Source organism: Allorhizobium pseudoryzae, assembly GCF_011046245.1.
GTDB lineage: Bacteria > Pseudomonadota > Alphaproteobacteria > Rhizobiales > Rhizobiaceae > Neorhizobium > Neorhizobium pseudoryzae.
Genome location: NZ_CP049241.1, coordinates 3283876 through 3309613, shown reverse-complemented (window position 1 = coordinate 3309613; position 25738 = coordinate 3283876). Strand labels below are relative to the sequence as shown.

The following is a 25738-nucleotide window of genomic DNA, read 5'->3' as shown; positions in this document are numbered from 1 at the left end:
GGCCATGAGGCCGCTTCCGGAGGAACCATGGTGTTTTTCGTCCGCAGTGCCAGTGAGAACGACGCGGAAGCCATTCGCGCGCTTCTGGTCGAGACCTGGCATTCCACCTATGACGGCTTCTATGGCGAGGCCAAGGTCAACGAACTCATCGCCGCCTGGCATTCGCTGGCGGCGATCAAGGCCAATATCGGCAAGCGCGACGGCGAATACCTGGTGGCTGACGACGGCCGGCAGATCGGCGGCATCGGCTTCGCCGACATGTCGCAGAAAATGACCAAGACGGCGCTGCTGCGGCAGTTGTACGTGCACCCGTCCTTTCAGGGCCAGGGCATTGGCCGCGATATCTTTGCCGAGCTGGAAACCTGCTTTCCCGATGCCGAGATCATGCGGCTCGAAGTCGAACCGCGCAACGATCGCGCGATTTTCTTCTACAACCGCCTCGGTTTCGTCGAGGTGGACCGAACGAAGAACTGCGGCGGCGAGGCGAGCGGCATCGAGGCGCTGGTCATGGAAAAGCAGCTGTTTGCCTGACGCCGGGTTGGATCAGGGTTCGTATTCGCGCCCGTTCTCGTCGTAGAGCAAGGCGGCTCCACACTCCATCACGTCGCGGCGGAGGTCCGGGTCGCAGGCGGCCTCTGCGGCCTTCAGGGCAAGCTCGCGACTGGCCCAGCCGCAGTGAAACTCTGTCCAGGACGGGCCGTCGCTCGGCTGAATGGCGACGACGACGGTCCAGTTCGCCGGATAGCAGGCCGCGACATCCAGGCAGTCTTCCTTGGTGCCACCCTCGGCAATGCACTTCTTCTTGGCGCAGGCCATGGCGCTTGCCACGTCGCGTCCGACGCATTGCCCCATGCTCATTTCCGGTGCGTAGGAAAACGCAATGGCCTTGCGCCGGTTCTCTGCAGCATTGCTCTCGCCCGAGATGAGCAAAAGAAACGCGCAGAGGCTTATCATCCATCGTGCCAACATCAGAAACATCCCCCGAAATCCCTGTCACACCCATAGTGCAGAAGAGCCGGTCAAGGGCAAGATGGTGCGGTGCGGATTCTCTCCACTGGCCCATGACACGAGGAATCCGGTCTGAGCACTGCCGCGACCGGTTCAATCGGTTCCCCTTGGCGCCGAATGCGACTAACCTAAGTCTCAATCGGAATTTGGGAGGATAATTCAATGACGTCAGATGAGATCGTGATTCGCCGGGCCCGCGAAGAGGACCTGCCACAGCTGATTGCGCTCTTTGCGGATGATGCCGTCGGCGGCCATGGCGACACCACGGATCCGGACGCCTATCACGACTATCTGCGGGCCTTCCATGCGCTCGATCGGGCATCAAACGAGCAGCTTTTCGTCGCCACGCTGGATGATGCGGTGGTCGGCACCTTCCAGGTGACGTTCCTGCGCACGCTCGCCGGCCGGGGCGCGCTCAACATGCGCATCGAGGCGGTCCAGACCCGTTCGGATCTGAGAGGTCGAGGAATCGGTGCCCAGATGATTGCCTATGCCTTGGAGGAGGGCCGCCGGCACGACTGCAAGGCCGTCTACCTCACCTCCAATCTCGCCCGCACCGATGCCCACCGCTTCTATGAGCGATCAGGCTTCCATCGGTCGCATGCAGGCTTCAAGATGGCGCTCAAATAGCGGGGAGCGGGTCGCGAAGCGCTGGACAAGACCGGTGCGACATTGCATAAGCGGGACAAGGATACATTCCTTGTCTCTCGCGAGGACGTTGGAAACGCATGAAAACTCTCCTTCTTCAGATCTTCACCTGGTGGAACGGCCAGACGCTCGGTACCCGCTTCTTCACCTGGCGCAACGGCAAGCGCGTCGGCGAAGACGAGTTCGGCAATGTCTATTATGAAGGCGGCATGACGTCCTTCGGCCTGCCGCGCCGCTGGGTGATCTACAAGGGCTATGCCGATGCCTCGGCCATTCCCTCGGGTTGGCACGGCTGGATGCATTACCGCACCGATACCCCGCCCTCGAAGGACAATTACGTGACCCGCGAGTGGCAGAAGCCGCATATCCAGAACCTCACGGGCACGCCTTACGCCTATCGTCCGAAGGGCTCGCTCGAAGCCACCGGCGAGCGTCCGCGCGTTACCGGCGATTACGACGCCTGGACGCCGGGCGCCTGACGCGCCTTTTCAGGTCTGGCTCCTGTTTCCGCGCTGACGCCACATTTGCGATATAGCGCATTCTGGTCCCGCGTCTCGTCCGGGACCAGCTTAGCCATGTGGTGGGATTGTTGATGCCGAAACTTTCTGTTCGTCCGTTTGTCGTGGCTCTGGCGGCCGGTCTCCTGGTCTTGCCAGGCTCGCACGCCGTGATGGCGGCGCGGATCGACAATCCCGTGGCGGAATTTGCCGGCATCGACAAGATCACCGGCCGCATCACGAAGTTCGATGTCTATGTCAACGAGACGGTGCAGTACGGCGCGCTCCAGGTGACGCCAAAGGTCTGCTATTCACGCGACGATACCGAGGCGCAGCGTGTCGATGGCTTTGTCGAGGTCGATGAAATCACGCTCGACCGAAAAATCCGCCGCATCTTCACCGGCTGGATGTTTGCCGACAGCCCGGGTCTGAATGCCGTCGAGCATCCGATCTATGACGTCTGGCTGACCGGCTGCAAGCAGAAGTCGGATGTTCCGCCGCCGGCCTCCGCCAAGAAATAGAAACGGCCTGGTCTGCTCCTGTCAGGAGAAGGGCAGGGTCAGGGGAACGGCAGGTGCGGCGATTCGGTCGTCGCCTTCAGTAACGTCAGATATTCATCCTTCGGCACGTCGATCGCTCCGAACGTCTTTAGGTGTTCGGTGGTGAACTGCGTGTCGAGGAGTTGAAAACCGTTGGCGTTCAGACGTTCGACCAGGTGCACGAGGCAGATCTTCGACGCATTGGTGCGCCGCGAGAACATGCTCTCGCCGAAGAAGGCGGCCCCCAGAGAGACGCCGTAAAGCCCGCCGACCAGTTCACCGTCTTCGAAGGCTTCCACGCTGTGCGCGTGGCCCATGCGGTGCAGTTCGGTGTAGAGTTGGCGGATGGTGGTGTTGATCCAGGTGCTGGGGCGGTCGGAGGTTTCCTCCGCGCAGCCATTCATCACGGCTTCAAAGCGGGTATTGAACCGGATGTCGAAAGGGGCGCGCTTGACCGCCTTCCTGAGGCTCTTCGAGACATGAAAGGCGTCCAGCGGCAACACGCCTCGCATTTCCGGCTCGACCCAGAAGATTTCCGGGTCGTCTGCCGATTCGGCCATGGGAAACAGGCCTATGGAATAGGCGCGCAGCAGAACATCCGGTGTGATCGAGGGATAATATCTGCCGCGCCGCCCTGCCATGCCTATCCTTTTGCCGTGTCGCTCGCCAGATACTTTTCCAGCCAGTGGATGTCGTAGTCGCCGTTCGCGATGTCCTGGTTGGAAACCAGATCCTGGAACAGCGGCAGCGTCGTCTTGATACCGTCCACGACGAATTCGTCGAGAACACGGCGAAGACGCATCATGCATTCGACGCGGGTGCGGCCGTGCACGATGAGCTTGCCGATCAGGCTGTCATAATAGGGCGGGATCTTGTAGCCGGCATAGGCGCCCGAATCGACGCGTACGCCAAGGCCGCCCGGCGCGTGGAAATGCGTGATCGTGCCAGGAGACGGCACGAAGGTGCGCGGATCCTCTGCGTTGATGCGGCACTCGATCGCATGGCCCGAGAAGACGATCTCGTCCTGGGTGACAGACAGGCCGGCGCCGGAGGCGACGCGGATCTGCTCATGCACCAGATCGATGCCGGTGATGGCTTCGGTGATCGGGTGCTCCACCTGCAGGCGGGTGTTCATTTCGATGAAATAGAACTCGCCGTTTTCGTAGAGGAACTCGATCGTGCCGGCACCCCGGTACTTCATCTTTTTCATGGCGTCGGCGCAGATCTGGCCGATCTTCATGCGCTGCTCGACATTGAGGGCAGGGGAGTTTGCCTCTTCCCAGACCTTCTGGTGGCGGCGCTGCAGCGAGCAGTCGCGCTCACCGAGATGGATGGCGTTGCCGGCACCGTCGCCCACCACCTGCACCTCGATATGGCGCGGCTTGCCAAGGTATTTTTCCATGTAGACGGCATCATTGCCGAAGGCGGCGAGCGCCTCGGAACGCGCCGTGGAGACGGCTTCCTCAAGGTCTGCTTCGGTCTTTGCCACCTTCATGCCGCGACCGCCGCCGCCGGCGGTGGCCTTGATCAGCACGGGAAAGCCGATCGAGCGGGCGATCTCGAGCGCGTTTTCCGGCAGGACTTCGCCATCGGAACCCGGAACGACCGGAATGCCAAGCTCGACCGCCGTCTTCTTGGCGGTGATCTTGTCGCCCATCAGGCGGATATGTTCCGCCGTCGGGCCGATGAAGGTGATGCCGTGTGCGTCGAGGATATCGGCGAACTTGGCGTTTTCCGACAGGAAGCCGTAGCCCGGATGCACGGCATCCGCGCCGGTGATTTCGCAGGCCGCAACGATCTGGTGGATGTTGAGGTAGCTGTCACGCGACGGCGGCGGGCCGATGCACACGCTTTCGTCGGCAAGGCGCACATGCATGGCATTGGCGTCGGCCGTGGAATGCACGGCGACCGTCGCAATGCCGAGCTCCTTGCAGGCGCGCAGGACGCGCAGGGCAATTTCGCCGCGGTTGGCAATGAGGATTTTCGAGATCATGGTGACGCCTTACTCGATGATAACGAGCGGCTCGCCATACTCGACAGGCTGCGCATCGTTGACGATGATCTCCGTCACCTTGCCGGAACGCGGCGCCGGGATCTGGTTCATGGTCTTCATGGCTTCGATGATGAGAAGCGTCTGGCCTTCCTTCACGGTCGCACCCACTTCGATGAAGGGACGCGAACCCGGGGCAGGCGACAGGTAGGCCGTGCCGACCATCGGTGCGGTGACGGCGTTCGACAGGTCACGGGCAGCCGGTGCGGCTGCTGCGGCAGGAGCCGCCGGCGCCGGCGCGGCAGCGGCTGCCGGAGCGGCGTACTGCGGAGCGGCAGCCTGGATGTATTGCGGTGCCTGGATGTTGCGCGACACGCGGATCCGCAGGTCTTCCTGCTCGACTTCGATCTCGGTGAGGTCCGTGTCCTTGAGAATGTTCGCGAGATCACGGATCAGCGCCTGATCGATACCCGATTTCTTGTCTGCCATGGATGGGGGTCCTGTATTCTTGTTATTGCGTGATGGATTTCAGCGCCTGCAGCGCCAGGATGTAGCTATGGGGGCCAAAACCGCAGATCACGCCCTTAGCCGCAGGCGCGATCATCGATGTATGGCGGAATTCCTCGCGGGCATGCACGTTGGAAATGTGCACCTCGATCACCGGGATCGGCGAGATGGCACGGATCGCGTCGTGGAGTGCGACGGAGGTATGCGTATAGGCGCCGGCATTGAAGGCGACGCCCGCAGCCTTGTCGGCCGCCTCGTGCAGCCAGTCGACGAGGGTGCCCTCGTGATTGGACTGGCGGAAATCGATCGTCAGCCCGAGCTCGGCACCGGCGGCCCTGCAATCGGCCTCGATGTCGGCAAGCGTCTTGCCGCCATAGATCCCCGGTTCCCGCTTGCCCAGCATGTTGAGATTGGGACCGTTCAGCACGAAAATGGTCTTGGTCATCTACGCTTCCGTCGACTTTCAACCGCCTCCTATAGACCGCCACGCCCTGCAGGAAAAGCCCCTTGCGCCGGCAAGCGCGAGGCTTCCCCGGAAAATGGGGGTAAGGTTAAGGGGGAGACGGTCCAGATTCTGCGGGAATCAGCAGGTCGCCTTGCCGCAGGCGCGGATATTGGCGATCTTCCCAGCCAGTTCCTCATGGCCGACGGCGCCGAAGACAGCCTCGTCACCAACGACGTAGAAGGGCGTGCCGGTGATGCCGAGCGCGTTGGCAAGCTCGTAGGTCGCCCGCACCTGCGGATCGTTCGGCTTGTCTTCCATGGTCTTGCGGATATCCGCCTCCTGCACGCCGAGCATGGCAGCGACCTGCAGTGCCGTCTGCTCGGTCGCCCGCGTCTGGCCGCCGAGCAGCGCGCGGTGGAACTGCGGATATTTTTCCGGCGCAAGGATGCGCACCGCATTCGCCACCCGGTGCGCCGCCATCGAATCCGGCCCCAGGATCGGGAACTCCTTCAGGATGAAGCGGACATTCTTGTCCTCCGACAGGATCTCCTCCATGTCGGACAGAGCGCGTTTGCAGTAGCCGCAATTGTAGTCGAAGAACTCGACCACGGTCACGTCGCCCTTCGGGTTGCCGAGCGTGATGTCATCGGCGGAGGCGAAGATGGCATCCTTGTTGGCGACGATGCCGGTGGTCGTCTGCGCCGCGCGTTGCTCTTCCTGCTTCTTCTCCAGCGCTTCCTGTACCTCCAGCATGACCTCCGGATTGGCGATCAGGTATTCGCGGATGAAGGCACCGATGTCCTTCTTCTGCTGCTCGTCCAGCGCCATGGCCGCCGTGCCCAACGGAAGGAGAGCGCTGCCTGCGAGCAGGAGCGTGGTGAAAAGCTTCGGAAGCGACGTCATCTGGATCCTCTTCGACGGGCGCGGCGGGGCCACGCGATTCTGCCGGTTGGCGTGAGCATATACCGGCGGGCGGTCCATATCAAAAGCGTTGATCGGCCGCCCCTGTGACGCAAGAGCGCGCAAAGCGGGCAAAAGAAAGACGGCCGCACAGTCTGCGCGGCCGTCCCAATCACTCATCGAGTCCCGTGTCGCTCAAAGGAAGCCGCGGCGCTGCCACCAGCCAGCCTTTTTCGGCTTTCCGTCGCCCTCTTCCGTCGCTGCCGACTTCACCACCGGTTCGGAGGTGGTGATGGTCGAGGCGCGGTTGGCGCGCACCTGACGCTCGTCTTCGGCAGCCGTCTCAGCGGCGCCAACGTCAGCGGCACCAGCGTCACTGGCGCCAGCCTCTTCGGCCACGGTCTCCACCGGCGCGGCGGCGGGAGCCGGCGCTTCGGCAACCGCTTCTTCCGCCACGGCGGGGGCCGGCTCGACAACCGGTTCTTCCGTTGCAGTCGGAGCAGCTTCCACAACCGGTTCGGCTACGGCGGCAGGCGCTTCGACGGCGGCCTCATCCGGGGCGGCCGAAGCTTTGCCACGGCGTGTGCGGCGCGGTTTCACCGGCTTTGCCTCAGCGGCGACGGTTTCGTCCAGCTCAACCGGTGCGGCGACGGCGTCTTCGACCGTTGCGGCAACTGCAGCCTGCTCCGGCGCGTCGGATACGACGGCCTCGTCGGAAACCTCGGCGTCATCGCCATCGTCCTCGCCACCGTTTTCACCGTCGCCAGCGAAGCCTTCTTCGCCCTGACGGTTGCGGCGGCCGCCACGCTTGCCACGACGGCGGCGCTTGCGGCGCTGGCTTTCTTCGCTCTCGCCGTCCTGATCCGAAACGCCGGCAGCGGTTGCAACACCGTTGTCGTCGTCGCCCTCGACATCACCGTCCTCGTCGTCGTCCGAGGCGTCATCGCTGCCGTCCTCGTTCGCCTGACCGGAGGCTTCGCCGTTGCGATTGCGGTTGCGGCGACGACGGCGGCGCTTGCGCTTGCGATTTCCGTTCTCTTCGTCGCTGGTGCTGCGGCTTTCCTGCGGGGCGCTGGCCGCCGGTGCAGCTTCGATCTCGTCCTCTTCGTCCTCGACGAGGTCAACGATATCGTCGTCCTCATCCTCCGGCAGGGCGGCGAACTGCATCAGGGTCTCGATGCGGATCGGATTGGCGACTGCTTCACCACGATCGATCGCAAAATGCGCCGAACCGAGGGAGCCGTCGGATTCGATGAAGATCGAAACGCCGAAGCGCTTTTCGTAATCCACCACCGTCGCCCGCTTGTGGTTCAAGAGGTAGAGCGCCGTGTCCGGCGTGGTGCGCACGGTGATATCGTGCGTGGTGTTCTTCAGCAGGTATTCCTCGACGCCGCGCAGGACGTGCAGGCCAACGGAAGACTGCGACCGGACATGGCCCGTGCCGCCGCAATGCGAGCAGACCTGGGTGGTCGATTCGAGAACGCTGGCGCGGATGCGCTGGCGCGACATTTCCAGAAGGCCGAAATGCGAGATGCGGCCGACCTGGATGCGGGCGCGGTCGTTCTTCAGGCAGTCCTTCAGCTTCTTCTCGACAGCGCGGTTGTTGCGCTTTTCTTCCATGTCGATGAAGTCGATGACGATGAGGCCGGCGAGATCGCGCAGGCGAAGCTGGCGTGCCACTTCTTCCGCGGCTTCCAGGTTCGTCTGGAGCGCGGTTTCCTCGATCGAATGCTCGCGGGTCGAACGGCCGGAGTTGACGTCGATCGCCACCAGCGCTTCCGTCTGGTTGATGATCAGGTAACCGCCGGACTTCAGCGTCACCTGCGGCTGCAGCATGCGGTCGAGCTGCGCCTCAATGCCGGAGCGCGAGAAGATTGGATGGATGTCGCGGTAGGGCTGAACCACCTTGGCATGGCTCGGCATCAGCATCTTCATGAAGTCTTTGGCTTCACGATAGCCGTCTTCGCCGGCCACGACGATTTCGGAAATGTCCTTGTTGTACAGGTCGCGGATCGAGCGCTTGATCAACGAACCTTCCTCGTAGACGAGGCAGGGCGCAATCGAGTTCAGCGTCAGCGTGCGGACGTTCTCCCACAGGCGCATCAGGTATTCGAAGTCGCGCTTGATCTCGACGCGGGTGCGGTTGGCGCCGGCGGTGCGCAGGATCACGCCCATGCCCTGCGGCACGTCGAGCTCGCGGGCGATTTCCTTCAGGCGCTTGCGGTCCGTCGGCTGGGTGATCTTGCGGGAAATGCCGCCGCCGCGCGCCGTGTTCGGCATCAGGACGGAATAACGGCCGGCGAGCGACAGGTAGGTGGTCAGTGCCGCGCCCTTGTTACCACGCTCTTCCTTGGCCACCTGCACCAGCAGGATCTGCCGGCGCTTGATGACTTCCTGGATGCGGTACTGCTTGCGCGGCTTGCGGTAGACGCGATCCGGAACCTCTTCCATCGCATCTTCGGCGCCGACCGATTCGATTTCTTCCTTCTCGTGATCGTCGTCGTCATCATCGTCGTCGTCATGGCCGCGGCCACGGACATCTTCGGAGATGGCGTCGGTCTCGATCATCGCCGCCATGCTGTCCGGCGTGCTGTTGTCGTCGGCATCGACGGTGGCTTCAGCCGTCGTTGCCGCGGCGGCCTCCGTGGTTGCTTCGTCTGCTGCCGGCTCTGCGACCTTCTTGCGGGAACGGGTGCGGCGCGGCTTTGCCTTCGGCTTCTCCGCCTCGGCGGCAACGGCGTCAGCTTCGGCGGGCTCGGCTGTCGGCGCTTCGGCCTCAGCGGCAGGTTCTGAAGGTGTTTCGTTGCTCTCGGTTCCGAGAGCCGCCTCGACCTGTGCGACGATGCCGAGATCGGGCTGTTCTGCCTTGGACAGATCGACGGTCGGTTCGACGTCGTGATCGCCGTTGTCGGACTGCTTGCGCTGGTCTTCCATTTCCGCCTGCAGGAGAGCCTGACGGTCGGCGAGCGGGATCTGGTAGTAATCGGGATGGATTTCGGCAAAGGCCAGGAAGCCGTGGCGGTTGCCGCCGTAGTCAACGAAGGCTGCCTGAAGCGACGGTTCGACGCGCGTCACTTTTGCCAGGTAGATGTTGCCGCGGATCTGTTTTTTATGTTGTGATTCGAAATCGAACTCTTCAATTCGGTTGCCCCGAACGACGACTACGCGTGTCTCCTCTTTGTGAGACGCGTCGATAAGCATTTTGTCTGCCATTGAATGTGTGCTCCTCGGCGCGGACGAGCATACGCCGAGGAGCCCGTCATCATGACAGGCTGGTCGTGTTCCACGTCCGTTGCGCCGGATAAGAAAGTTCCCGCTGGGTTGTTTCGCGGCAGCGCGGACTGAATGCTAAACGAAGCCTTGGGCTCCATCCGCTCATCCAGGTTATGCAATTGGTGCCGCAACATCAAAGACCATACGAGAAAGACGATACAGTAGACCCGCAGGGGTCCGATGAATTTGCTCCCAACGAGCATGGGTGGCGAGCCACCCGGTACTGTGCCGGCCACCGCCGGTTTCGGATAGTTTCTCGGGCATAAGTGTGATGACGGCAGATGCCTTCGGTCAGCGGCGCCAGAACTGTTACGCTGGCAGCCTATCGACAGACTATCCCGTCGTCACTTAAACCCTCAAAAGCCTTGTAAGTTTTATCTGTCACAATAGCAAGGGGAAAGCCTGGACTGCCTTATTATGGATCAAATTCGGCGCCTTAAAGACGGCCCCGCAGACGTTGCGGCGGGCAAGGCGCGGGGCAGAGCGGCTGTGTCGGCCTTTGACGGCCTGTTATAGACAGAGAATCGCCGCCCGCTGCGACAGGAGCGCGAGCGCAAGACGCGGTCGGCAGGACGATGAACGAGGGGACGAACACGATGACGGAGCGGCAAGGTGGTTGGATGCGCAGGCTGGCGGTCGCCATGATCGCTCTGCTGGTCCCGATCCTGTTTGCTCCGGTGTCGGGTCAGGCAACCGAGACGGCCGAACCCGATGCGCTGCTTGCCTTTTCCGCGCGGATTGCCGGCGATGATGCCCGCACCCGGATCGTGATCGATTTTGACGGACGGCCTGAATTTTCCGTGCACTACGTGGCTTCGCCCGAACGGATCGTGGTCGAACTGCCATCGACCGCCTTTGGCTTTCCGGCCACGGATCTGAGCCCGCGCGGGCTTTTCAAGGATATCCGCTACGGCGCGATGGGCGAGGGGAGTGCCCGCATCGTCTTTACCCCCCACAAGTCGGTCAAGCTGGTTCTGGCCGAGGTGCAGAAGAACGAGGGCCATGGCTACCGCCTCGTCCTCGATGCCGAGATGACGACGCCCGAGGTCGTGGCGGAACTGGTGCGCACGCAGCGCTGGACGCAGCCCGATCCCGCGCCATCGGGCAGTCTCGGAAGCGACCCCATGGTCGATGGTGCGCACGACAGCGTCTTCACCATTGCCGTTGATGCCGGGCATGGCGGCATCGACAGCGGCGCGACGGGTGCGAAATCCGGAACGGTGGAGAAGGACCTGACGCTTGCCTTCGCCAAGACGCTGGAGGAGCATCTGAACGGCAAGCCTGGCGTCAAAGCCTTCCTGACCCGCCGCAACGACACGTTTCTGTCGCTCTCCCAGCGCGTGACGCTGGCCCGCCAGGGCGGCGCGGACCTCTTTATCTCCCTGCACGCCGATACGTTGTCCCAGAAGAACATCCGCGGCGCGACGGTCTACACGCTGTCCGATACCGCCTCCGACCGGATGGCGGCGGCGCTGGCGGCGCGCGAAAACCTTTCCGACGAACTGGCCGGCTTTTCCATCGAAAGCGGCCCGCCGGAAGTGGCCGACATCCTGCTCGATCTGGCGCGACGCGAAACGCAGGCTTTTTCCATCTCGCTCGCGAACCGGGTCGTCTCCTCCTTCGAGGGCCAGATCGGCCTCATCAACAATCCGCACCGGTCCGCCGGTTTCCAGGTCCTGCGCGCGCCGGATATCCCCTCGATCCTGGTCGAACTCGGTTTCCTCAGCAACGAGGAGGACGAAAAGCAGCTGCTCGATCCGACGTGGCGCGACAAGGTGGCGGAACGTCTCACAGATGCCGTGATGACGTACCGGGAGCAGACGGTGGCGGGCGGCGGCTGAGCGGATCAAGATCGGTTGATCGTCAAAAGCTGTGTGATGGGCTCTATCCTGTGCCGATCGCGGAGAATAGACGCGTCCGGGCCCTATTTTTCTCACATTCGCGGGGTTACTCCGGGGGAACGGGTGGCTGGCCCGATTCTGTCGGCACTGTCGTCGGGGTTGCGCAACGGAAAGCGTCCGTGCAAAAGGCCACAAAACATGCGAAAGTGCTTTGAGATGAGGTCAAACGGCCATCCCCGCAGACGACGCGGTGGGATGGGCCAGTGGACGTCGGATCGAAGCCTTCACAATACCGATCCGGAAGTGCGGAACATCAGCGGGACTTCTGTCTTGTTGGGCTTTCAGCAGAGAATAAGCGGTAGTAGCGAATGATCAGATTGATTGGATACCTGTTTGGCCTGGCCTGTGCTGGCTTTCTTGTGGTGGCGGCGGTGGTGGCCGTCTACCTGAGCGGCGTATCCAGAGATCTCCCCAATTACGAGGTGCTGGCCTCCTATGCGCCGCCGGTTGCGACGCGCGTGCATGCCGGCAACGGCGCGCTGATGGCCGAATATGCCCGCGAGAAGCGTCTCTTCCTGCCGATCCAGGCGATCCCCGACCGGGTGAAGGCGGCCTTTCTCTCGGCGGAAGACAAGAATTTCTACAATCACCCCGGCGTTGATTTCTGGGGCCTGACGCGCGCCGTCGTCAACAACGTCCAGAACATCGGCTCCGGCCGTCGTCCGGAAGGCGCCTCCACCATCACCCAGCAGGTGGCGAAGAACTTCCTTTTGAGTTCCGACCAGACGATCGACCGCAAGGTCAAGGAAGCGATCCTGTCCTTCCGCATCGAGCAGGCCTATTCCAAGGACAAGATCCTCGAGCTCTATTTGAATGAGATCTTCTTCGGACTGAATTCCTATGGCATCGCCGGCGCCGCGCTCACCTATTTCGGCAAGTCGGTGACCGAACTGACGATCGCCGAAAGCGCCTATCTGGCCGCCCTGCCGAAGGGGCCGGCCAACTACCATCCCTTCCGCCACGAGAAGGCGGCTGTCGAGCGCCGTAACTGGGTGATCGACCGCATGGCGGAGAATGGCTACATTACCGTCAGCGATGCCGAGGATGCCAAGAAGCAGCCGCTCGGTGTCGAGCCGCGCCGCTCTGGCTCGACGCTTTTTGCATCGGACTATTTCTCCGAAGAAGTCCGCCGCCAGATCATCGACAAGTATGGCGACAAGGCGTTGTACGAAGGCGGCCTGTCGGTCCGCACGTCTCTCGACCCGCAACTGCAGGTGATGGCGCGCGCAGCGCTGCAGAAGGGACTTGAGGATTACGACCAGCGTCGCGGTTTCCATGGGCCGATCCAGAAGATCGCCATGGATGGTGACTGGGGCGAACCGCTGTCGAAGATCCAGGCCTTCCGCGACGTGCCCGAATGGAAGCTCGCGGTGGTTCTGGCGGTGTCGGCCTCGCGCGTCGATATCGGCCTGCAGCCGCAGAGCGTCGGCGGCAAGCTGGAAGAGGAGCGCAAGCGGGGTTTCATCGCCGCCGATCAGATGCGCTGGGCTTTCCGGGATGCCAAGGGCGAGCGCAAGACCTCCAAGACGCCGGAAGGCGTCGTGGTGCCCGGCGACGTGATCTATGTCGAGCCGCTCGAGGGTGAGGAGAATGCCTATCAGCTGCGCCAGCCGCCGAAGGTGCAGGGCGGCATGGTGGTGATGGACCCGCATACCGGACGTGTTCTGGCCATGGTCGGCGGTTTCTCCTACGGGCAGTCGGAGTTCAACCGCGCCACGCAGGCCATGCGCCAGCCGGGCTCGTCCTTCAAGCCGCTCGTCTACGCCGCAGCACTCGACAACGGCTATACGCCGGCCTCCGTTATCCTCGACGCGCCGATCGAGGTCGTCTCCGGCGGCCAGGTCTGGCGTCCGGAAAACTATGGCGGCGATTCGGCCGGCCCCTCGACGCTGCGCACCGGCATCGAGAAGTCGCGCAACCAGATGACGGTTCGCCTTGCTAACGACATGGGCATGGACCTTGTCGCCGAATATGCCGAACGCTTCGGCATCTACGACAAGATGGCGCCGCTCCTGTCGATGTCGCTCGGCTCCGGTGAGACGACCGTGCTGCGCATGGTCTCGGCCTATGCGGTGATCGCCAATGGCGGCAAGCAGATCAAGCCGACGCTCGTCGACCGCATCCAGGACCGGTTCGGCAAGACGATCTTCCGCCATGAGGAACGCACCTGCGAGGGCTGCAACTTCAACAGTTGGGCCAATCAGGACGAACCGACGCTGGTGGATAATCGCGAGCAGGTTCTCGACCCGATGACCGCCTACCAGATCACCTCAATGATGGAAGGTGTCGTCACCCGCGGAACGGCTGCCGGCAAGATCCCGGTCAAGGACCGTCCGGTGGCCGGCAAGACCGGCACCACCAATGATGAAAAGGACGCCTGGTTCGTCGGTTTCACGCCCAACCTGGTGGCCGGCCTTTATATCGGGTTCGATACGCCGGCTCCGCTGGGGCGTGGCGGCACGGGCGGCGGACTTGCCGCGCCCATCTTCGGCGATTTCCTGGCGCAGGCCGCCAAGGTGACGCCGCCGAGCAAATTCCAGGTGCCGGAAGGCATGCAGTTCATCGCCGTCAACCGAAAGACCGGCATGTTCGCGCTGGAAGGCGAGCCGGACACGATCATCGAAGCATTCAAGCCCGGCACCGGACCGGCCGATACCTTCTCGGTGATCGGCATGGATGATCAGGTGGCACCCGAAGAGATCCTGAAATCCTCGCCGCAGGCGCAGCAGGCGGTGACCTCTGGCGCCGGCGGCCTCTTCTGAGACGACGTCACGAATGAGGAGCCCGTGGGGGTGTGAACCCGCCCGCGGGCTTTACATCGCGCGCCCCTGCCACTATGCACGCCCCCATCTGGCCGAAAGGACAAAGACGACACAATGCGCAATGAAACCCTGAATATCATCGACGACATCAAGCAGGCCGTAAGCCTGCTGAGGAGGCATCTTTGACTGGGACCAGGCGGTAAGACGACTGGACTGGTTGAACAACAAGGCCGAGGATCCCACCCTCTGGAATGATGCGTCCGAAGCCCAGAAGCTGATGCGCGAGCGCCAGCAACTGGACGATGCGATCAGCGGCGTGAAGTCGCTCGAGCAGCAGCTGAAGGACAATGTCGAGCTCATCGAACTCGGCGAGGAAGAAGGCGACGACAGCGTCGTGCGCGATGCCGAGGAGGCGCTGAAGGCGCTGAAGACGGAGGCCTCCCGCCGCCAGGTGGAAGCCATGCTGTCCGGCGAGGCCGATGGCAACGACACCTATGTCGAAGTGCATTCCGGCGCGGGTGGCACCGAATCTCAGGACTGGGCGAACATGCTTCTGCGCATGTACAGCCGCTGGGCCGAGCGTTCCGGTTTCAAGGTCGAAGTGCTGGAAGTGCATGACGGCGACGAAGCCGGCATCAAATCCGCGACGATCCTCGTCAAGGGCCACAATGCCTATGGCTGGCTGAAGACCGAATCGGGCGTGCATCGCCTGGTGCGGATTTCGCCCTATGACAGCAATGCGCGCCGCCACACATCCTTCTCGTCCATCTGGGTCTATCCGGTGATCGACGACACGATCCAGATCGAGGTGAACGAAAGCGATTGCCGTATCGACACCTACCGCTCGTCCGGCGCCGGTGGCCAGCACGTCAACACCACCGATTCGGCCGTGCGCATCACGCACTTGCCGACCGGGATCGTGGTGGCCTGCCAGCAGGAGCGCTCCCAGCACAAGAACCGGGCGAAAGCCTGGGACATGCTGCGGGCCCGTCTCTACGAGCAGGAACTGAAGAAGCGGGAAGATGCCGCCAATGCCGAAGCCGCCTCCAAGACGGACATCGGCTGGGGACACCAGATCCGCTCCTACGTTCTGCAGCCCTATCAGCTGGTGAAGGATCTGCGCACGGGCGTCGAAAGCACGGCACCCGGTGACGTGCTTGACGGTGATTTGGACGAGTTCATGGAAGCGGCACTTGCCCACCGTATCAATGGCGGCGCGGGTGCCGAAGTCTCGGACATCGACTGAGGCACCTCCCAGTCAATACGAATCGGCGAAACGGCGTGTCTTCGGACGCGCCGTTTTCGATTCGGGGCGCGTGTCAGTAGGAAAACTGCTCTGCCAGGATACGCTCCGACCAGGAGTGATCGGGATCGGAGAGGATGCGCGCGGTCTTCACCGTCGATTCGGCGATCCGCACCGAAAGCACGCTCTTGATCTCGGTATTGTCGGCCACCGCGTTCACCGGCCGTTTGTCGGGCTCGAGGATGTCAAGCTCGACGCAGACCTTGTTGGGGAGGAGCGCGCCGCGCCAGCGCCGCGGGCGAAACGCGCTGACGGGTGTCATGGCGAGAAGCGGTGCCTCCAGCGGCAGGATCGGCCCGTGGGCGGAGAGGTTGTAGGCGGTCGAACCGGCGGGCGTTGCAATCATCAGGCCGTCGCAGATCAGCTCGCCGAGACGCACGTGGCCGTCAATCGTAACCCGCAGTTTGGCCGCCTGGTAGGACTGGCGGAACAGATAGACCTCGTTGATGGCGAGCGCGATCGACGTGGTGCCGTCGGCATTGTTGGTGCGCATCTCGAGCGGATGAAAATCGTTCTCCACCGCCTCCTCGATCCGCCGGTGCAGGTCGTCGACCCGGTAGTCGTTCATCAGGAAGCCGACGGAGCCGCAGTTCATGCCATAGATGCGTTTTTCGCTGTTGATCGTCTGGTGCAGGGTCTGCAGCATGAACCCGTCGCCGCCGAGCGCGACGATCACGTCGGCGTCAGCGATCTCGTGCTGGCCGTAAAGCCGCGAGAGTTCGTCAAGCGCAGACTGCGCCTCCGGCGCGGACGAGGCCAGGAAGGAAAGTCTCAAGCTGTTCAAAGACATCGGCGCCCCTTTCGCGTCGAAGCCTTGGTACAGGAAAAAACGAGGCCGCGACAAGCCTTGAGCGGGCCGCAACGGTCCTTGACGCCCATGCGTTTGTTTTTTGTCACATTCTGCCCTTTACACGCGGGCAGAATATGCTAACTCCCTCGCCACATGCCCTTGTAGCTCAGTTGGTAGAGCACCTGATTTGTAATCAGGGGGTCGCGGGTTCGAACCCTGCCGGGGGCACCATTTTCTCTCCCAACATCAAGACGCCACGACATTCTGAGTGTCCTGCTTGCGGTTGCATTAGAAAAAACGAGAATAGCTTCAAATTGAAGCAATTCTTTCAGTGCCGGTTACACTCTCTCTCCTAGATTTGGGGTCACCGGAGGATGCAGTCGCATCGCAACTGAAATGACCTCGGATCCGGGACATGGCGTCTTGTCGATGACGCGCTGACGGCGGTTACCGCCCCGGCTGCCGACGACGTTCCTGCACAATTTCACTCTTGTCGTTGCACAGCGCCGCCTTGCCCGTGCCGGACCCGAAAAGGGCCGCTCATGGGACGAGCCAGGTGTGCCCGGTGCCGACCCGTCTGGGAGGCGGTCGATGTCCACATCTGCATTCAACAATGTCCTCGAGATCATCGCCTTTCGTCTCGGCGAGCAGAATTTCTGCATTCGCACCACCGATGTCCGGGAAATCCGCGGCTGGGCGCCGTCGATGCCGATCCCGAATGCGCCGGATTTCGTGCTGGGCGTCATGAACCTGCGCGGCAACGTCATCCCGACGATCGATCTCGCCCACCGCCTCGGCATGCCGGCGGCAGAACGCAACGAACGCAGTGCCATCGTGGTGGCGGAGGCCGGTACGGTGATCATCGGTCTCCTGGTCGATCAGGTGACCGACATGCTGAGCGTGCCATTGGATCAATTGCAGCCGGTCCCGCAGATCCTGACCTCGTTCGATGCGCGCTACTGCGACGGCATCATCACCCATGAAACCGGCATGATCTGCTTCATCAATCTCGGGCGGCTGTTCGAAAACGACGAGATCCCGCAGGCCGCCTGATTCCGTTAGACCCTGCCTGACCCCTTGACCTCGACGGTGTGGAGGACGTGACATGAAGAGACTGAAATCACTTCTGGCAATGCTGACCCTGGTTCTGACGGCTCCGCAGGCGCTCGCACTCGATGCGCCGAAGGGCCCGGTCATCCTGACCATTCGCGGCACGCTCGCCTCGCCGAATGTTGGCGGCACCGCCCAGTTTGACCTTGCGATGCTGGAATCGCTGGCCGGGCGGACGGCTGTGACCGAAACGCCCTGGACCGAAGGCAAGACGGCATTTTCCGGACCACTGCTGCGCGCCGTTCTCGATGCGGCGGGCGCCAAGGGCAAGACGCTCCTGGTTCGGGCCATCAATGATTACTTTGCCGAGGTGCCGATGGAGGATGCCGGCGCGCTCGATACCATCCTCGCCTCCCGGATGAACGGCAAGATCATGTCGGTTCGCGACAAGGGGCCGCTTTTCCTCATCTATCCGTTCGATCTCGATCCGAAGCTCTACAACGAGAAATATTTCTCCCGCTCCGTCTGGCAGATCAAGGAGATCGAGGTAAAGCCGTGACCAGCAAAACCCCCTTCGGCAGCGACGAGATCCGCAAGGCCAGCCGCACGACGGCGGCCATCCAGGTCTTTTCGGTTTTTCTTCTGGCGATCCTGGTGTCGGTCTATGTCGACATCTCACGGCGGCAGAGCGACCTTCGCGATGCCGTTCGGGAAAACGCCATGTGGTCCGTCTATCAGTTCAACCGCGAGGCGCACGACCTTCATCATCGCCTGGAACTGATGATGAGTTCGCAGAAGATCGACAAGGCCTCCCTGGAGGAACTGTCGATCCGGTATGACGTGGTCTACTCGCGCATGACGATGTTGCGGGAAACGAAATTCGAGCAGAATTTCCTCTCCGATCCGTCTGTCGTCACACAGATCGAGAAGATCCAACGGCTGATCTTCAACAATGCGCCGATCTTCGATGCAATCATCGCCGGAGAGCCGATGTCGCAGGCGAGCCTGACGTCGCTTGCCTACGAACTGGATGTGCTTTCGCGCGAGACGGCCGATCTGCTCGTCTACACCAACACCAAGATCAGCGCCGAGCGCGCCGAGGGCCGCATCGAGCTCGAATCGCTGCAGCGCAAGTCCATGGGCCTCATCGGCCTTCTGGTCTTGTCGGTCGTGCTGCTGATCTTCACGCTGCAGCGCCAGCTGAAGGGTGTCCAGGCCGCCGGTGCCAGCCTGGAGGCGATGGCGGACAAACTGACGATTTCCTACCAGGCCGCCGAAGCGGGTAATCGGGCGAAGTCGCAGTTCATGGCGACCATGGGGCATGAGATCCGCACGCCGCTGAACGCCATCCTTGGCATGGTGGAGCTTCTGGAACTGACGCGCCTGTCCGCCGAATCGGCCGCGCATGTCCGCACCATCCGCCGCTCCGGCGAGGCGCTGCTCGACATCATCAACGAAATCCTGGACTATGCGAAGATCGAACACGGCAAGCTCGAGCTGGAACAGCGATCCGTCGATCTGCTGACGCTGGCGGAGACCAGTGCCGACATGATGCGCGGCCGGGCGGCCGAAACCGGCAACCGCATCGTCGTGGATCTGCCCTACCGCTGGCGTGCACGTCATGTGTTGTCCGATCCGACCCGTCTGCGCCAGGTGATCCTCAACCTGATGAGCAATGCGGTGAAGTTCACGTCGAAAGGCACCGTCACCCTGCGCCTCCGGCAGTTGCGCGGCGAAGCCGGCCTTTGTCTGCGGGTCGAGGTGCAGGATACCGGCATCGGTATCGGCGAAGAGGGACGCGAGAAGCTGTTCCGGCCGTTTTCGCAGGTCGATGCCAGCATCAGCCGCAAATATGGCGGCACCGGTCTCGGGCTGACCATCTGCAAGGAAATCATCGACCGTTTCGGCGGGCGCATCGGCGTCGACAGCGTCACGGGTCAAGGCAGTACGTTCTGGTTCGAGATCCCGGTCGAGGCGGCTGCCGCGCCGAATCTCGACGTCGCGTTGCAACAGTCCCAGGCGCTGGCGGACTTGCCCAGCCTGAAGATCCTCGTTGCCGAGGACAACAAGGTCAATCAGCAGGTCATTCTCGGTTACCTCAAGCACCTGAAGCAGACGGTGGTGATCGCCGACAATGGCGAGATTGCGCTGGAACGTGCGCGGACAGACGCCTTCGACCTCATCCTGATGGACATGCAGATGCCGGTCATGGACGGTATAGAAGCCACCATCCGGCTGCGCGCCTCCGGCGGAGCAAGCGCGGAGACGCCGATCATCGCTCTGACCGCCAATGCGTCGGAGGAGGATCGCCAGCGCTGTCTGGACGCCGGTATGGCCGGCTTCCAGGCGAAGCCGATCAGCATTGCAATGTTGCATCGACTGATCTGCGAGGTTGAACGGCATCCTGCCGCTGTTGCGGCCGATACTTCGAAGGCACCGGTGCAGGCGGCAGCCATCGCGCCTGCCGCCCCGGTCATGGAGGCCGCCGTGCCTTCCGCAGCGCCTGCTTCCTCCGCCACCAGCCGTCCGGCCTCGCTCGATGCCCTGTCGGCAAGGCGACAGGAAATTGCCGATGTACTCGGCCCGGAAGCCTTCGATGAACTGATGCAGTCTTTCTTCGATGACGCGGTGGAACTGCTCGACAGCCTGCGCCAGTCGATGAACAGCGGGCAGGCAGAGAGCCTCGATAAGCTGCTCCACAATCTTAAGGGTTCTGCGGCTAATGTAGGACTGTCTGAAATTGCGGAGAGGTCCCAGGCGCTCCGCACGACTGGACCGACGCTGCAGGATATCGAGATGCTGAGCAAGGATATCGATGCGGCCAAGCAATCGATGGCAGCCTAAGGAGAAAGCGACATGAAAATACTCGTCGTGGACGACAACAAAACCAATCTTACGCTCCTCAAGAAGCTGGCAACCAGTGTGGAAAACTGTTCGGCCGTCGGTTTCATCAGTCCCGAGGAGGCGCTGCACGCCATGCCGGAACTGGATTTCGATATCGGCGTCATCGATTTCCAGATGCCGGTCTACAACGGTGTCGACCTGCTGATGGAAATCCGCCGCTTCGACAAGTACCGTGACAAGCCTTTCGTCGTGGTGACGGCCGATAACGACACGCAGACGCGGATGACCGCCTTGAACGCCGGCGCCATCGATTTCCTCACCAAGCCGATCAATCCGCTGGAATTCCAGGCGCGCATCCGCAACCTCGTGGCGCTGACCGATGCGCGCAACCAGTTGGCCGAAAGGGCGGACTGGCTGCGCCGAGAAGTGGACAAGGTGATGAGCGAGTTGCGCGAGCGCGAGCAGGAGATCATCTATCGCCTGACGCTGGCCGCAAGCTACAAGGATCCCGAAACCGCGCTCCATACGCTGCGCGTGGGGGCCTATTCGGAAGCGATCGCCAAAGCCTACGGGCTTCAGGCCGACATCTGCGCCGATATCCGGCTTGCCGCGCCGATGCACGACATCGGCAAGGTGGGCATTCCTGATGCGGTGCTTTTGAAGCGCGGCGTCTACACCGAGACCGAACGCGAGCAGATGCAGTGCCACACCTCGATCGGCAGCCAGATCCTCGGACAGTCACGGTCAGGCCTTCTGCAACTGGCTGCAGAGATTGCCGGCGCGCATCACGAGCGCTGGGACGGGCAGGGGTATCCGCGGCGGCTGATGGGCGAGGAAATTCCGCTGGCCGGCCGTATCGTCGCGGTTGCGGACTGTTTTGATGCGCTGACGACCGTGCGTCCCTACAAGGAAGCCTGGAGCGTGGAGCGCGCCGTGCAGCACATCAAGGAACGGGCCGGCTCGCAATTCGATCCTGCCTGCGTCGAGGCGTTCCTGACCGCCTTGCCAAGCCTTGCCGCCATCATGCGCGGCCATGCCGAGCCGGCCCGTGCCCCGGTTCAGGCGGCGGAATGAGGGCAAGTCTTGACGTCTTCTTCTTGTGCTGCTGAGGAACCTTCTTCCGGTTGCCGCGTTGTTTGCAACATTGGCAAGAATGAGGGGGCCATGTCTTGTAAGGTTCTGGTGGTCGAGGACCAGCTTTTGATTGCGCTTCATATCGAAGAGGCGGTGCTGGCGCTCGGGCACGATGTGGTCGGCATTGCCGCCAACCGCCGTGATGCACTGGCCCAGGCGGACGACTGTGAGGTCGCTTTCGTGGATGTTCAGCTGCAGGATGGCCCGACAGGCCCCGAGATCGGTCGGGCGCTGGCGGAGAAGGGCATTGCGGTCGTGTTCATGACCGCCAACCCGGAGGCGCTGGCCGATGGCGTGCCGGGAACGCTGGGCGTGATTTCCAAACCATTGTTCGATCTCGAACTGATTGGCGCCATCCAGTATGCCATTGAGGTGAAGGCCGGCGGCGATCCGCTGCCGCCGGAGCGCCTGCGTCGCTTTCCCCGGCAGAAAGTCCTCTGAACAGCGAGAGCCGCAACGCCCGCCGTCAGCGTGGACGCTTCGACAGATGCAAGCGGCTGGCGTAAAGCGCAATCGCGGCGGCATTCGACACATTGAGCGACTTGATCGCGCCCGGCATGTCGAGCCGCGCCAGGGCAGTCACGGTTTCGCGCGTCTTCTGCCGCAAACCCTTGCCCTCCGATCCGAGAACCAGCGCGACCTTCTCGCCGGCGAACGTGCCTTCGAGCGGCGCCGGACCTTCCGAATCAAGCCCGATCGTCTGGAAACCGAGCTTGTGGAGCTCACCCAGCGCGTCCGAGAGATTGGTCACCTGAATATAGGGAATGAGTTCCAACGCGCCGGAGGCGGATTTGGCAAGCACGCCCGATTCGGTCGGGCTGTGGCGCTGGGTGGTGATCACCGCGCCCGCCTCGAACGCGACGGCGGAGCGCATGATGGCGCCGACATTGTGCGGATCGGTCACTTGGTCGAGGACCAGGAGCAGCGGCGTGTCCTTGAGCGCCTCCAGGCGGCGCACCGGCAGTGGACGGGTTTCCAGCATGACACCCTGGTGGATGGCATCGGGGCCAAGCACCCGGTCGATCTCCTGCGGCGCAACGATATCCACAGGGCATCCCAGCGTTTCCGGCGAGGCAAGATCGAGACGGGCGAGCGCATTCTGCGTCGCCGACAGCCTGATCAGCTTTCTCTGGGGATTGTCGAGGGCCGCGCGTACCGTATGGAGGCCATACAGAAACACCTGTTCCGGTGCCAGCTGCGGCGGCGTCCAATCACCGGCATTCCGGCGCTTTTGCGGGGCAGGGGTGGGGATTTCGCCGCGTTCGCGCTTGGCGTCGCGGACCTGGCGGCGCAGCGTCGCATAATGCGTGTCGCGCGCGGATTTGTCGGTCGGATCTTTCTTGCTCATGCGGCCTTATATCGGGCGGCGTGCATCAGGCATAGTCCCGGACGCTGTCGTGACAGAGTGATGACGCGATTTCTTTTTTCCAAAATTTTCCACACGGGTCGTGTTGACAGCAGCGAAACTCACCGTCATATACGCCGCCGTGACTGCAGCGGACGACGCGGGTCGCAAGCTTGGTCTTCGGTCCAGACAGAATACTGGAGGGATGCCCGAGTGGTTAAAGGGGACGGACTGTAAATCCGTTGGCTCAGCCTACGTTGGTTCAAATCCAACTCCCTCCACCATTCTGATCTTCGACCGAACAAGCCCCCGCGGGTATAGCTCAATGGTAGAGCAGCAGCCTTCCAAGCTGAATACGCGGGTTCGATTCCCGCTACCCGCTCCACTTCTTCTTGGCTGGCAGGCATTCGCTGTATTTCACGCTGACGGTCGCAGCCCCTGTCGTGACCACCCATCCGCCGTCGCAATTATGTCTTGCGTATCGCACGCGAAAGCCTTAAACGGCGACACCAAATCCGCGCCCGCGGATCCACCATTCTTTACGATCACAGGAAGCATCAATGGCAAAGAGCAAGTTTGAGCGTACCAAGCCGCATGTGAACATCGGCACGATTGGCCACGTTGACCATGGCAAGACGTCTCTGACGGCAGCGATCACGAAGTTCTTCGGTGAATTCAAGGCGTACGACCAGATCGACGCAGCACCGGAAGAAAAGGCGCGCGGCATCACCATCTCGACGGCACACGTCGAGTACGAGACGGCCAACCGCCACTACGCGCACGTTGACTGCCCCGGCCACGCCGACTACGTCAAGAACATGATCACCGGTGCTGCCCAGATGGACGGCGCGATCCTGGTTTGCTCCGCTGCTGACGGCCCGATGCCGCAGACGCGCGAGCACATCCTGCTCGCCCGCCAGGTTGGCGTTCCGGCCCTCGTCGTGTTCCTGAACAAGGTCGACCAGGTCGATGACGCGGAACTTCTCGAGCTCGTCGAGCTGGAAGTGCGCGAACTGCTGTCGTCCTACGACTTCCCGGGCGACGACGTTCCGGTTGTCAAGGGTTCGGCTCTGGCCGCTCTGGAAGATTCCAACAAGACGATCGGCGAAGACGCTGTTCGCGAACTGATGGCCCAGGTTGACGCCTACATTCCGACGCCTGAGCGTCCGATCGACCAGCCGTTCCTGATGCCGATCGAAGACGTGTTCTCGATCTCGGGTCGTGGTACGGTTGTGACGGGCCGCGTCGAGCGTGGTATCGTCAAGGTTGGCGAAGAAGTCGAAATCGTCGGCATCCGCGCCACCTCGAAGACGACCGTGACCGGCGTTGAAATGTTCCGCAAGCTGCTCGACCAGGGCCAGGCCGGCGACAACATCGGCGCGCTGATCCGCGGTGTGAACCGTGACGGCGTCGAGCGTGGCCAGATCCTGTGCAAGCCGGGTTCGGTCAAGCCGCACAAGAAGTTCAAGGCCGAAGCCTACATCCTGACGAAGGAAGAAGGCGGCCGTCATACGCCGTTCTTCACGAACTACCGTCCGCAGTTCTACTTCCGCACGACGGACGTGACGGGTATCGTGACGCTTCCGGAAGGCACGGAAATGGTTATGCCGGGCGACAACGTGACCGTTGACGTCGAGCTGATCGTTCCGATCGCGATGGAAGAAAAGCTGCGCTTCGCGATCCGCGAAGGCGGCCGCACCGTCGGCGCCGGCATCGTCGCTTCGATCATCGAGTAATTTTCATCCGCAAGGATGAGAGGAGGCCTCGCCGGCAACGGCGGGGCCTTTTGCGTTCGACGGTCCCGGAGACGAGGGGCCACGGACACTGGAAGACGGCAAGCGGGGAGGGCGTTTGATGCCTGGATCTGACACGAACCTGCGGCCGCGCAGGGCACGGCAATCAGCCGACTGCCGAATCAGCGCGGCCCGAATCAGTCTCCGCATCCTGATGATCTTCGTCAGCAGTCTGATGCTGGGTGGGACTCACGGTCTTGCCTTCGCTGCCTGTCCGGAGCGTCCGGCCTGTCGCGGGTGCGGCTGCAAGGGTGGGCCGGGCTACCGCGGGCCGGATGGACGCTGCGTCGGGTTCCAGGCGCTCGACAAGGTCTGCGGAAGACCACCCGAGACCCGCTGCACCTTCGAGAACGCACCGGGCACCGGGGCCAACCGGGAGTGCGCGCAGGCTGGCGCCGAGACGAAGAAAACCCGCTAACATCTTCCACAGGCAGGCGGAAATTCTGACCTTCCTGTCGAAATGCACTTGCCAAGCCGGCAAAGCCATCTTAAAGGGAGCGCCATGCTGAAAGCGGAACAGTTTCGCAGCAAGCATGAAGGGGTATAGCTCAGTTGGTAGAGCGGCGGTCTCCAAAACCGCAGGTCGGGGGTTCGAGCCCCTCTGCCCCTGCCAGTCCTTTTCACGGCGACATGTCATCTTCATAGTACCGTGATAATGGGTCATAGACCCTTGGCGGCAATTTTCGGGAAATGTCGTTTTTGCTCTTGTGAAAGGGGAAGGCGGCGTTTATGTAGGGTTAAACAGACACGCGGTGCGTGGGGCTGATCTGTTCAGCTTTACGCGCCGTAATCGTGTGGGCAGACATGGCATCCAAAACCAATCCATTTACGTTTCTGCGGCAGGTCCGCACCGAGACGTCGAAAGTTACCTGGCCTTCGCGTCGTGAGACGATGATCTCCACGGCCATGGTGCTGGTAATGGTGATCTTTGCTGCGCTGTTTTTCTTCGCTGCGGACCAGCTGATCGGCTGGCTTATCCGGCTCGTGCTGAACGTCAGCATCTGAATTC

24 protein-coding genes and 4 tRNA genes are annotated in these 25738 nt (G+C 62.2%); 19 read left to right on the top strand and 9 right to left on the bottom strand.

The features are described from left to right. Positions 1 to 30 precede the first annotated feature (30 nt). Positions 31 to 531 (top strand): GNAT family N-acetyltransferase, encoded by a 501-nt coding sequence (locus G6N78_RS16105; RefSeq protein ID WP_165221894.1) that lies wholly within the window; start codon positions 31 to 33, stop codon positions 529 to 531. Between the two features lie 12 nt (positions 532 to 543). Here the strand turns inward: G6N78_RS16105 and G6N78_RS16100 are convergent, their stop codons facing one another. Continuing rightward, positions 544 to 969, bottom strand: coding sequence for a hypothetical protein (locus G6N78_RS16100; protein ID WP_165220230.1), 426 nt, complete (start codon positions 967 to 969; stop codon positions 544 to 546). Between the two features lie 201 nt (positions 970 to 1170). On the opposite strand from G6N78_RS16100, the gene G6N78_RS16095 reads away from it, so the two are divergent. The 3 genes from G6N78_RS16095 (at position 1171) to G6N78_RS16085 (ending at position 2674) form a co-directional block, all read left to right on the top strand. Next, positions 1171 to 1638: a GNAT family N-acetyltransferase gene (locus G6N78_RS16095; protein ID WP_165220228.1), complete on the top strand. Its 468-nt coding sequence runs from the start codon at positions 1171 to 1173 to the stop codon at positions 1636 to 1638. Positions 1639 to 1736: 98 nt separating this feature from the next. Further along, entirely contained in the window at positions 1737 to 2135 is a 399-nt protein-coding gene (locus G6N78_RS16090) for an NADH:ubiquinone oxidoreductase subunit NDUFA12 (RefSeq protein ID WP_165220226.1), read from the top strand. A gap of 113 nt (positions 2136 to 2248) precedes the next feature. Then, positions 2249 to 2674 (top strand): DUF2155 domain-containing protein, encoded by a 426-nt coding sequence (locus G6N78_RS16085; RefSeq protein ID WP_165220224.1) that lies wholly within the window; start codon positions 2249 to 2251, stop codon positions 2672 to 2674. A 38-nt stretch (positions 2675 to 2712) separates the two neighbouring features. Here the strand turns inward: G6N78_RS16085 and aat are convergent, their stop codons facing one another. The 6 genes from aat to G6N78_RS16055 form a co-directional block, all read right to left on the bottom strand. Continuing rightward, positions 2713 to 3333: a leucyl/phenylalanyl-tRNA--protein transferase gene (aat, locus tag G6N78_RS16080; RefSeq protein ID WP_165220222.1), complete on the bottom strand. Its 621-nt coding sequence runs from the start codon at positions 3331 to 3333 to the stop codon at positions 2713 to 2715. Between the two features lie 2 nt (positions 3334 to 3335). Next, entirely contained in the window at positions 3336 to 4685 is a 1350-nt protein-coding gene (accC, locus tag G6N78_RS16075; RefSeq protein ID WP_165220220.1) for an acetyl-CoA carboxylase biotin carboxylase subunit, read from the bottom strand. A gap of 9 nt (positions 4686 to 4694) precedes the next feature. After that, a complete protein-coding gene (gene accB / locus G6N78_RS16070; RefSeq protein ID WP_165220218.1) occupies positions 4695 to 5171 on the bottom strand; it encodes an acetyl-CoA carboxylase biotin carboxyl carrier protein in 477 nt (158 codons plus the stop codon). Between the two features lie 22 nt (positions 5172 to 5193). Further along, entirely contained in the window at positions 5194 to 5634 is a 441-nt protein-coding gene (gene aroQ / locus G6N78_RS16065) for a type II 3-dehydroquinate dehydratase (RefSeq protein WP_165220216.1), read from the bottom strand. A 138-nt stretch (positions 5635 to 5772) separates the two neighbouring features. Next, entirely contained in the window at positions 5773 to 6537 is a 765-nt protein-coding gene (locus tag G6N78_RS16060; protein ID WP_165220214.1) for a DsbA family protein, read from the bottom strand. A 192-nt stretch (positions 6538 to 6729) separates the two neighbouring features. Next, on the bottom strand, positions 6730 to 9747 hold the full coding sequence (locus G6N78_RS16055) for an Rne/Rng family ribonuclease (protein WP_165220212.1): 3018 nt from the start codon (positions 9745 to 9747) through the stop codon (positions 6730 to 6732). 656 nt (positions 9748 to 10403) lie between these two features. On the opposite strand from G6N78_RS16055, the gene G6N78_RS16050 reads away from it, so the two are divergent. The 3 genes from G6N78_RS16050 to prfB all read left to right on the top strand — a co-directional run bounded on the left by G6N78_RS16050 (position 10404) and on the right by prfB (position 15716). Then, positions 10404 to 11648 carry an N-acetylmuramoyl-L-alanine amidase gene (locus G6N78_RS16050; RefSeq protein ID WP_165220210.1) on the top strand — a complete coding sequence of 415 codons (1245 nt, stop codon included), beginning with the start codon at positions 10404 to 10406 and terminating at the stop codon, positions 11646 to 11648. A 368-nt stretch (positions 11649 to 12016) separates the two neighbouring features. Then, entirely contained in the window at positions 12017 to 14470 is a 2454-nt protein-coding gene (locus G6N78_RS16045) for a penicillin-binding protein 1A (RefSeq protein ID WP_165220208.1), read from the top strand. Positions 14471 to 14584: 114 nt separating this feature from the next. Further along, positions 14585 to 15716, top strand: a protein-coding gene (prfB, locus tag G6N78_RS16040) for a peptide chain release factor 2 (protein ID WP_165220206.1) whose coding sequence is annotated in 2 segments (ribosomal slippage) — positions 14585 to 14653 and positions 14655 to 15716 — 1131 coding nt in all. Because the reading frame shifts where the segments join, the coding sequence is not laid out codon by codon here. A 73-nt stretch (positions 15717 to 15789) separates the two neighbouring features. Here the strand turns inward: prfB and G6N78_RS16035 are convergent. Continuing rightward, a complete protein-coding gene (locus tag G6N78_RS16035; RefSeq protein ID WP_165220204.1) occupies positions 15790 to 16563 on the bottom strand; it encodes an NAD kinase in 774 nt (257 codons plus the stop codon). A gap of 155 nt (positions 16564 to 16718) precedes the next feature. Between G6N78_RS16035 and G6N78_RS16030 the strand changes: the two genes are divergently transcribed. The 6 genes from G6N78_RS16030 to G6N78_RS16005 all read left to right on the top strand — a co-directional run bounded on the left by G6N78_RS16030 (position 16719) and on the right by G6N78_RS16005 (position 22032). Further along, positions 16719 to 16794 (top strand) — tRNA-Thr (locus G6N78_RS16030). 360 nt (positions 16795 to 17154) lie between these two features. Beyond that, on the top strand, positions 17155 to 17616 hold the full coding sequence (locus G6N78_RS16025; protein ID WP_165220202.1) for a chemotaxis protein CheW: 462 nt from the start codon (positions 17155 to 17157) through the stop codon (positions 17614 to 17616). Between the two features lie 52 nt (positions 17617 to 17668). Further along, on the top strand, positions 17669 to 18172 hold the full coding sequence (locus G6N78_RS16020) for a putative pterin-binding protein (RefSeq protein ID WP_165220200.1): 504 nt from the start codon (positions 17669 to 17671) through the stop codon (positions 18170 to 18172). After that, entirely contained in the window at positions 18169 to 20457 is a 2289-nt protein-coding gene (locus G6N78_RS16015) for an ATP-binding protein (protein WP_165220198.1), read from the top strand. The genes G6N78_RS16020 and G6N78_RS16015 overlap by 4 nt, the downstream gene beginning before the upstream one ends. 12 nt (positions 20458 to 20469) lie before the next feature. Beyond that, complete coding sequence (locus tag G6N78_RS16010; RefSeq protein ID WP_165220196.1) at positions 20470 to 21531, top strand: HD-GYP domain-containing protein; 1062 nt, start codon at positions 20470 to 20472, stop codon at positions 21529 to 21531. A gap of 90 nt (positions 21532 to 21621) precedes the next feature. Continuing rightward, entirely contained in the window at positions 21622 to 22032 is a 411-nt protein-coding gene (locus G6N78_RS16005; RefSeq protein WP_165220194.1) for a response regulator, read from the top strand. Between the two features lie 25 nt (positions 22033 to 22057). Here G6N78_RS16005 and rlmB read toward each other — a convergent pair whose 3' ends face one another. Beyond that, positions 22058 to 22939, bottom strand: a complete 882-nt coding sequence (gene rlmB, locus G6N78_RS16000; protein WP_165220192.1) for a 23S rRNA (guanosine(2251)-2'-O)-methyltransferase RlmB — start codon at positions 22937 to 22939, stop codon at positions 22058 to 22060. Positions 22940 to 23135: 196 nt separating this feature from the next. Between rlmB and G6N78_RS15995 the strand changes: the two genes are divergently transcribed. The 6 genes from G6N78_RS15995 (at position 23136) to secE (ending at position 25734) form a co-directional block, all read left to right on the top strand. Next, positions 23136 to 23220: transfer RNA gene (locus G6N78_RS15995), tRNA-Tyr, on the top strand. 27 nt (positions 23221 to 23247) lie between these two features. Beyond that, positions 23248 to 23321, top strand: a tRNA-Gly gene (locus tag G6N78_RS15990). Positions 23322 to 23496: 175 nt separating this feature from the next. Beyond that, a complete protein-coding gene (tuf, locus tag G6N78_RS15985; protein ID WP_165220190.1) occupies positions 23497 to 24672 on the top strand; it encodes an elongation factor Tu in 1176 nt (391 codons plus the stop codon). Positions 24673 to 24790: 118 nt separating this feature from the next. Next, complete coding sequence (locus G6N78_RS15980) at positions 24791 to 25147, top strand: hypothetical protein (RefSeq protein ID WP_234905820.1); 357 nt, start codon at positions 24791 to 24793, stop codon at positions 25145 to 25147. A 119-nt stretch (positions 25148 to 25266) separates the two neighbouring features. Continuing rightward, positions 25267 to 25342: transfer RNA gene (locus tag G6N78_RS15975), tRNA-Trp, on the top strand. 191 nt (positions 25343 to 25533) lie between these two features. After that, the gene (secE, locus tag G6N78_RS15970; RefSeq protein ID WP_165220188.1) at positions 25534 to 25734 is read left to right on the top strand and encodes a preprotein translocase subunit SecE; all 201 of its coding nucleotides are present in this window, start codon (positions 25534 to 25536) and stop codon (positions 25732 to 25734) included. Positions 25735 to 25738 lie beyond the last annotated feature (4 nt).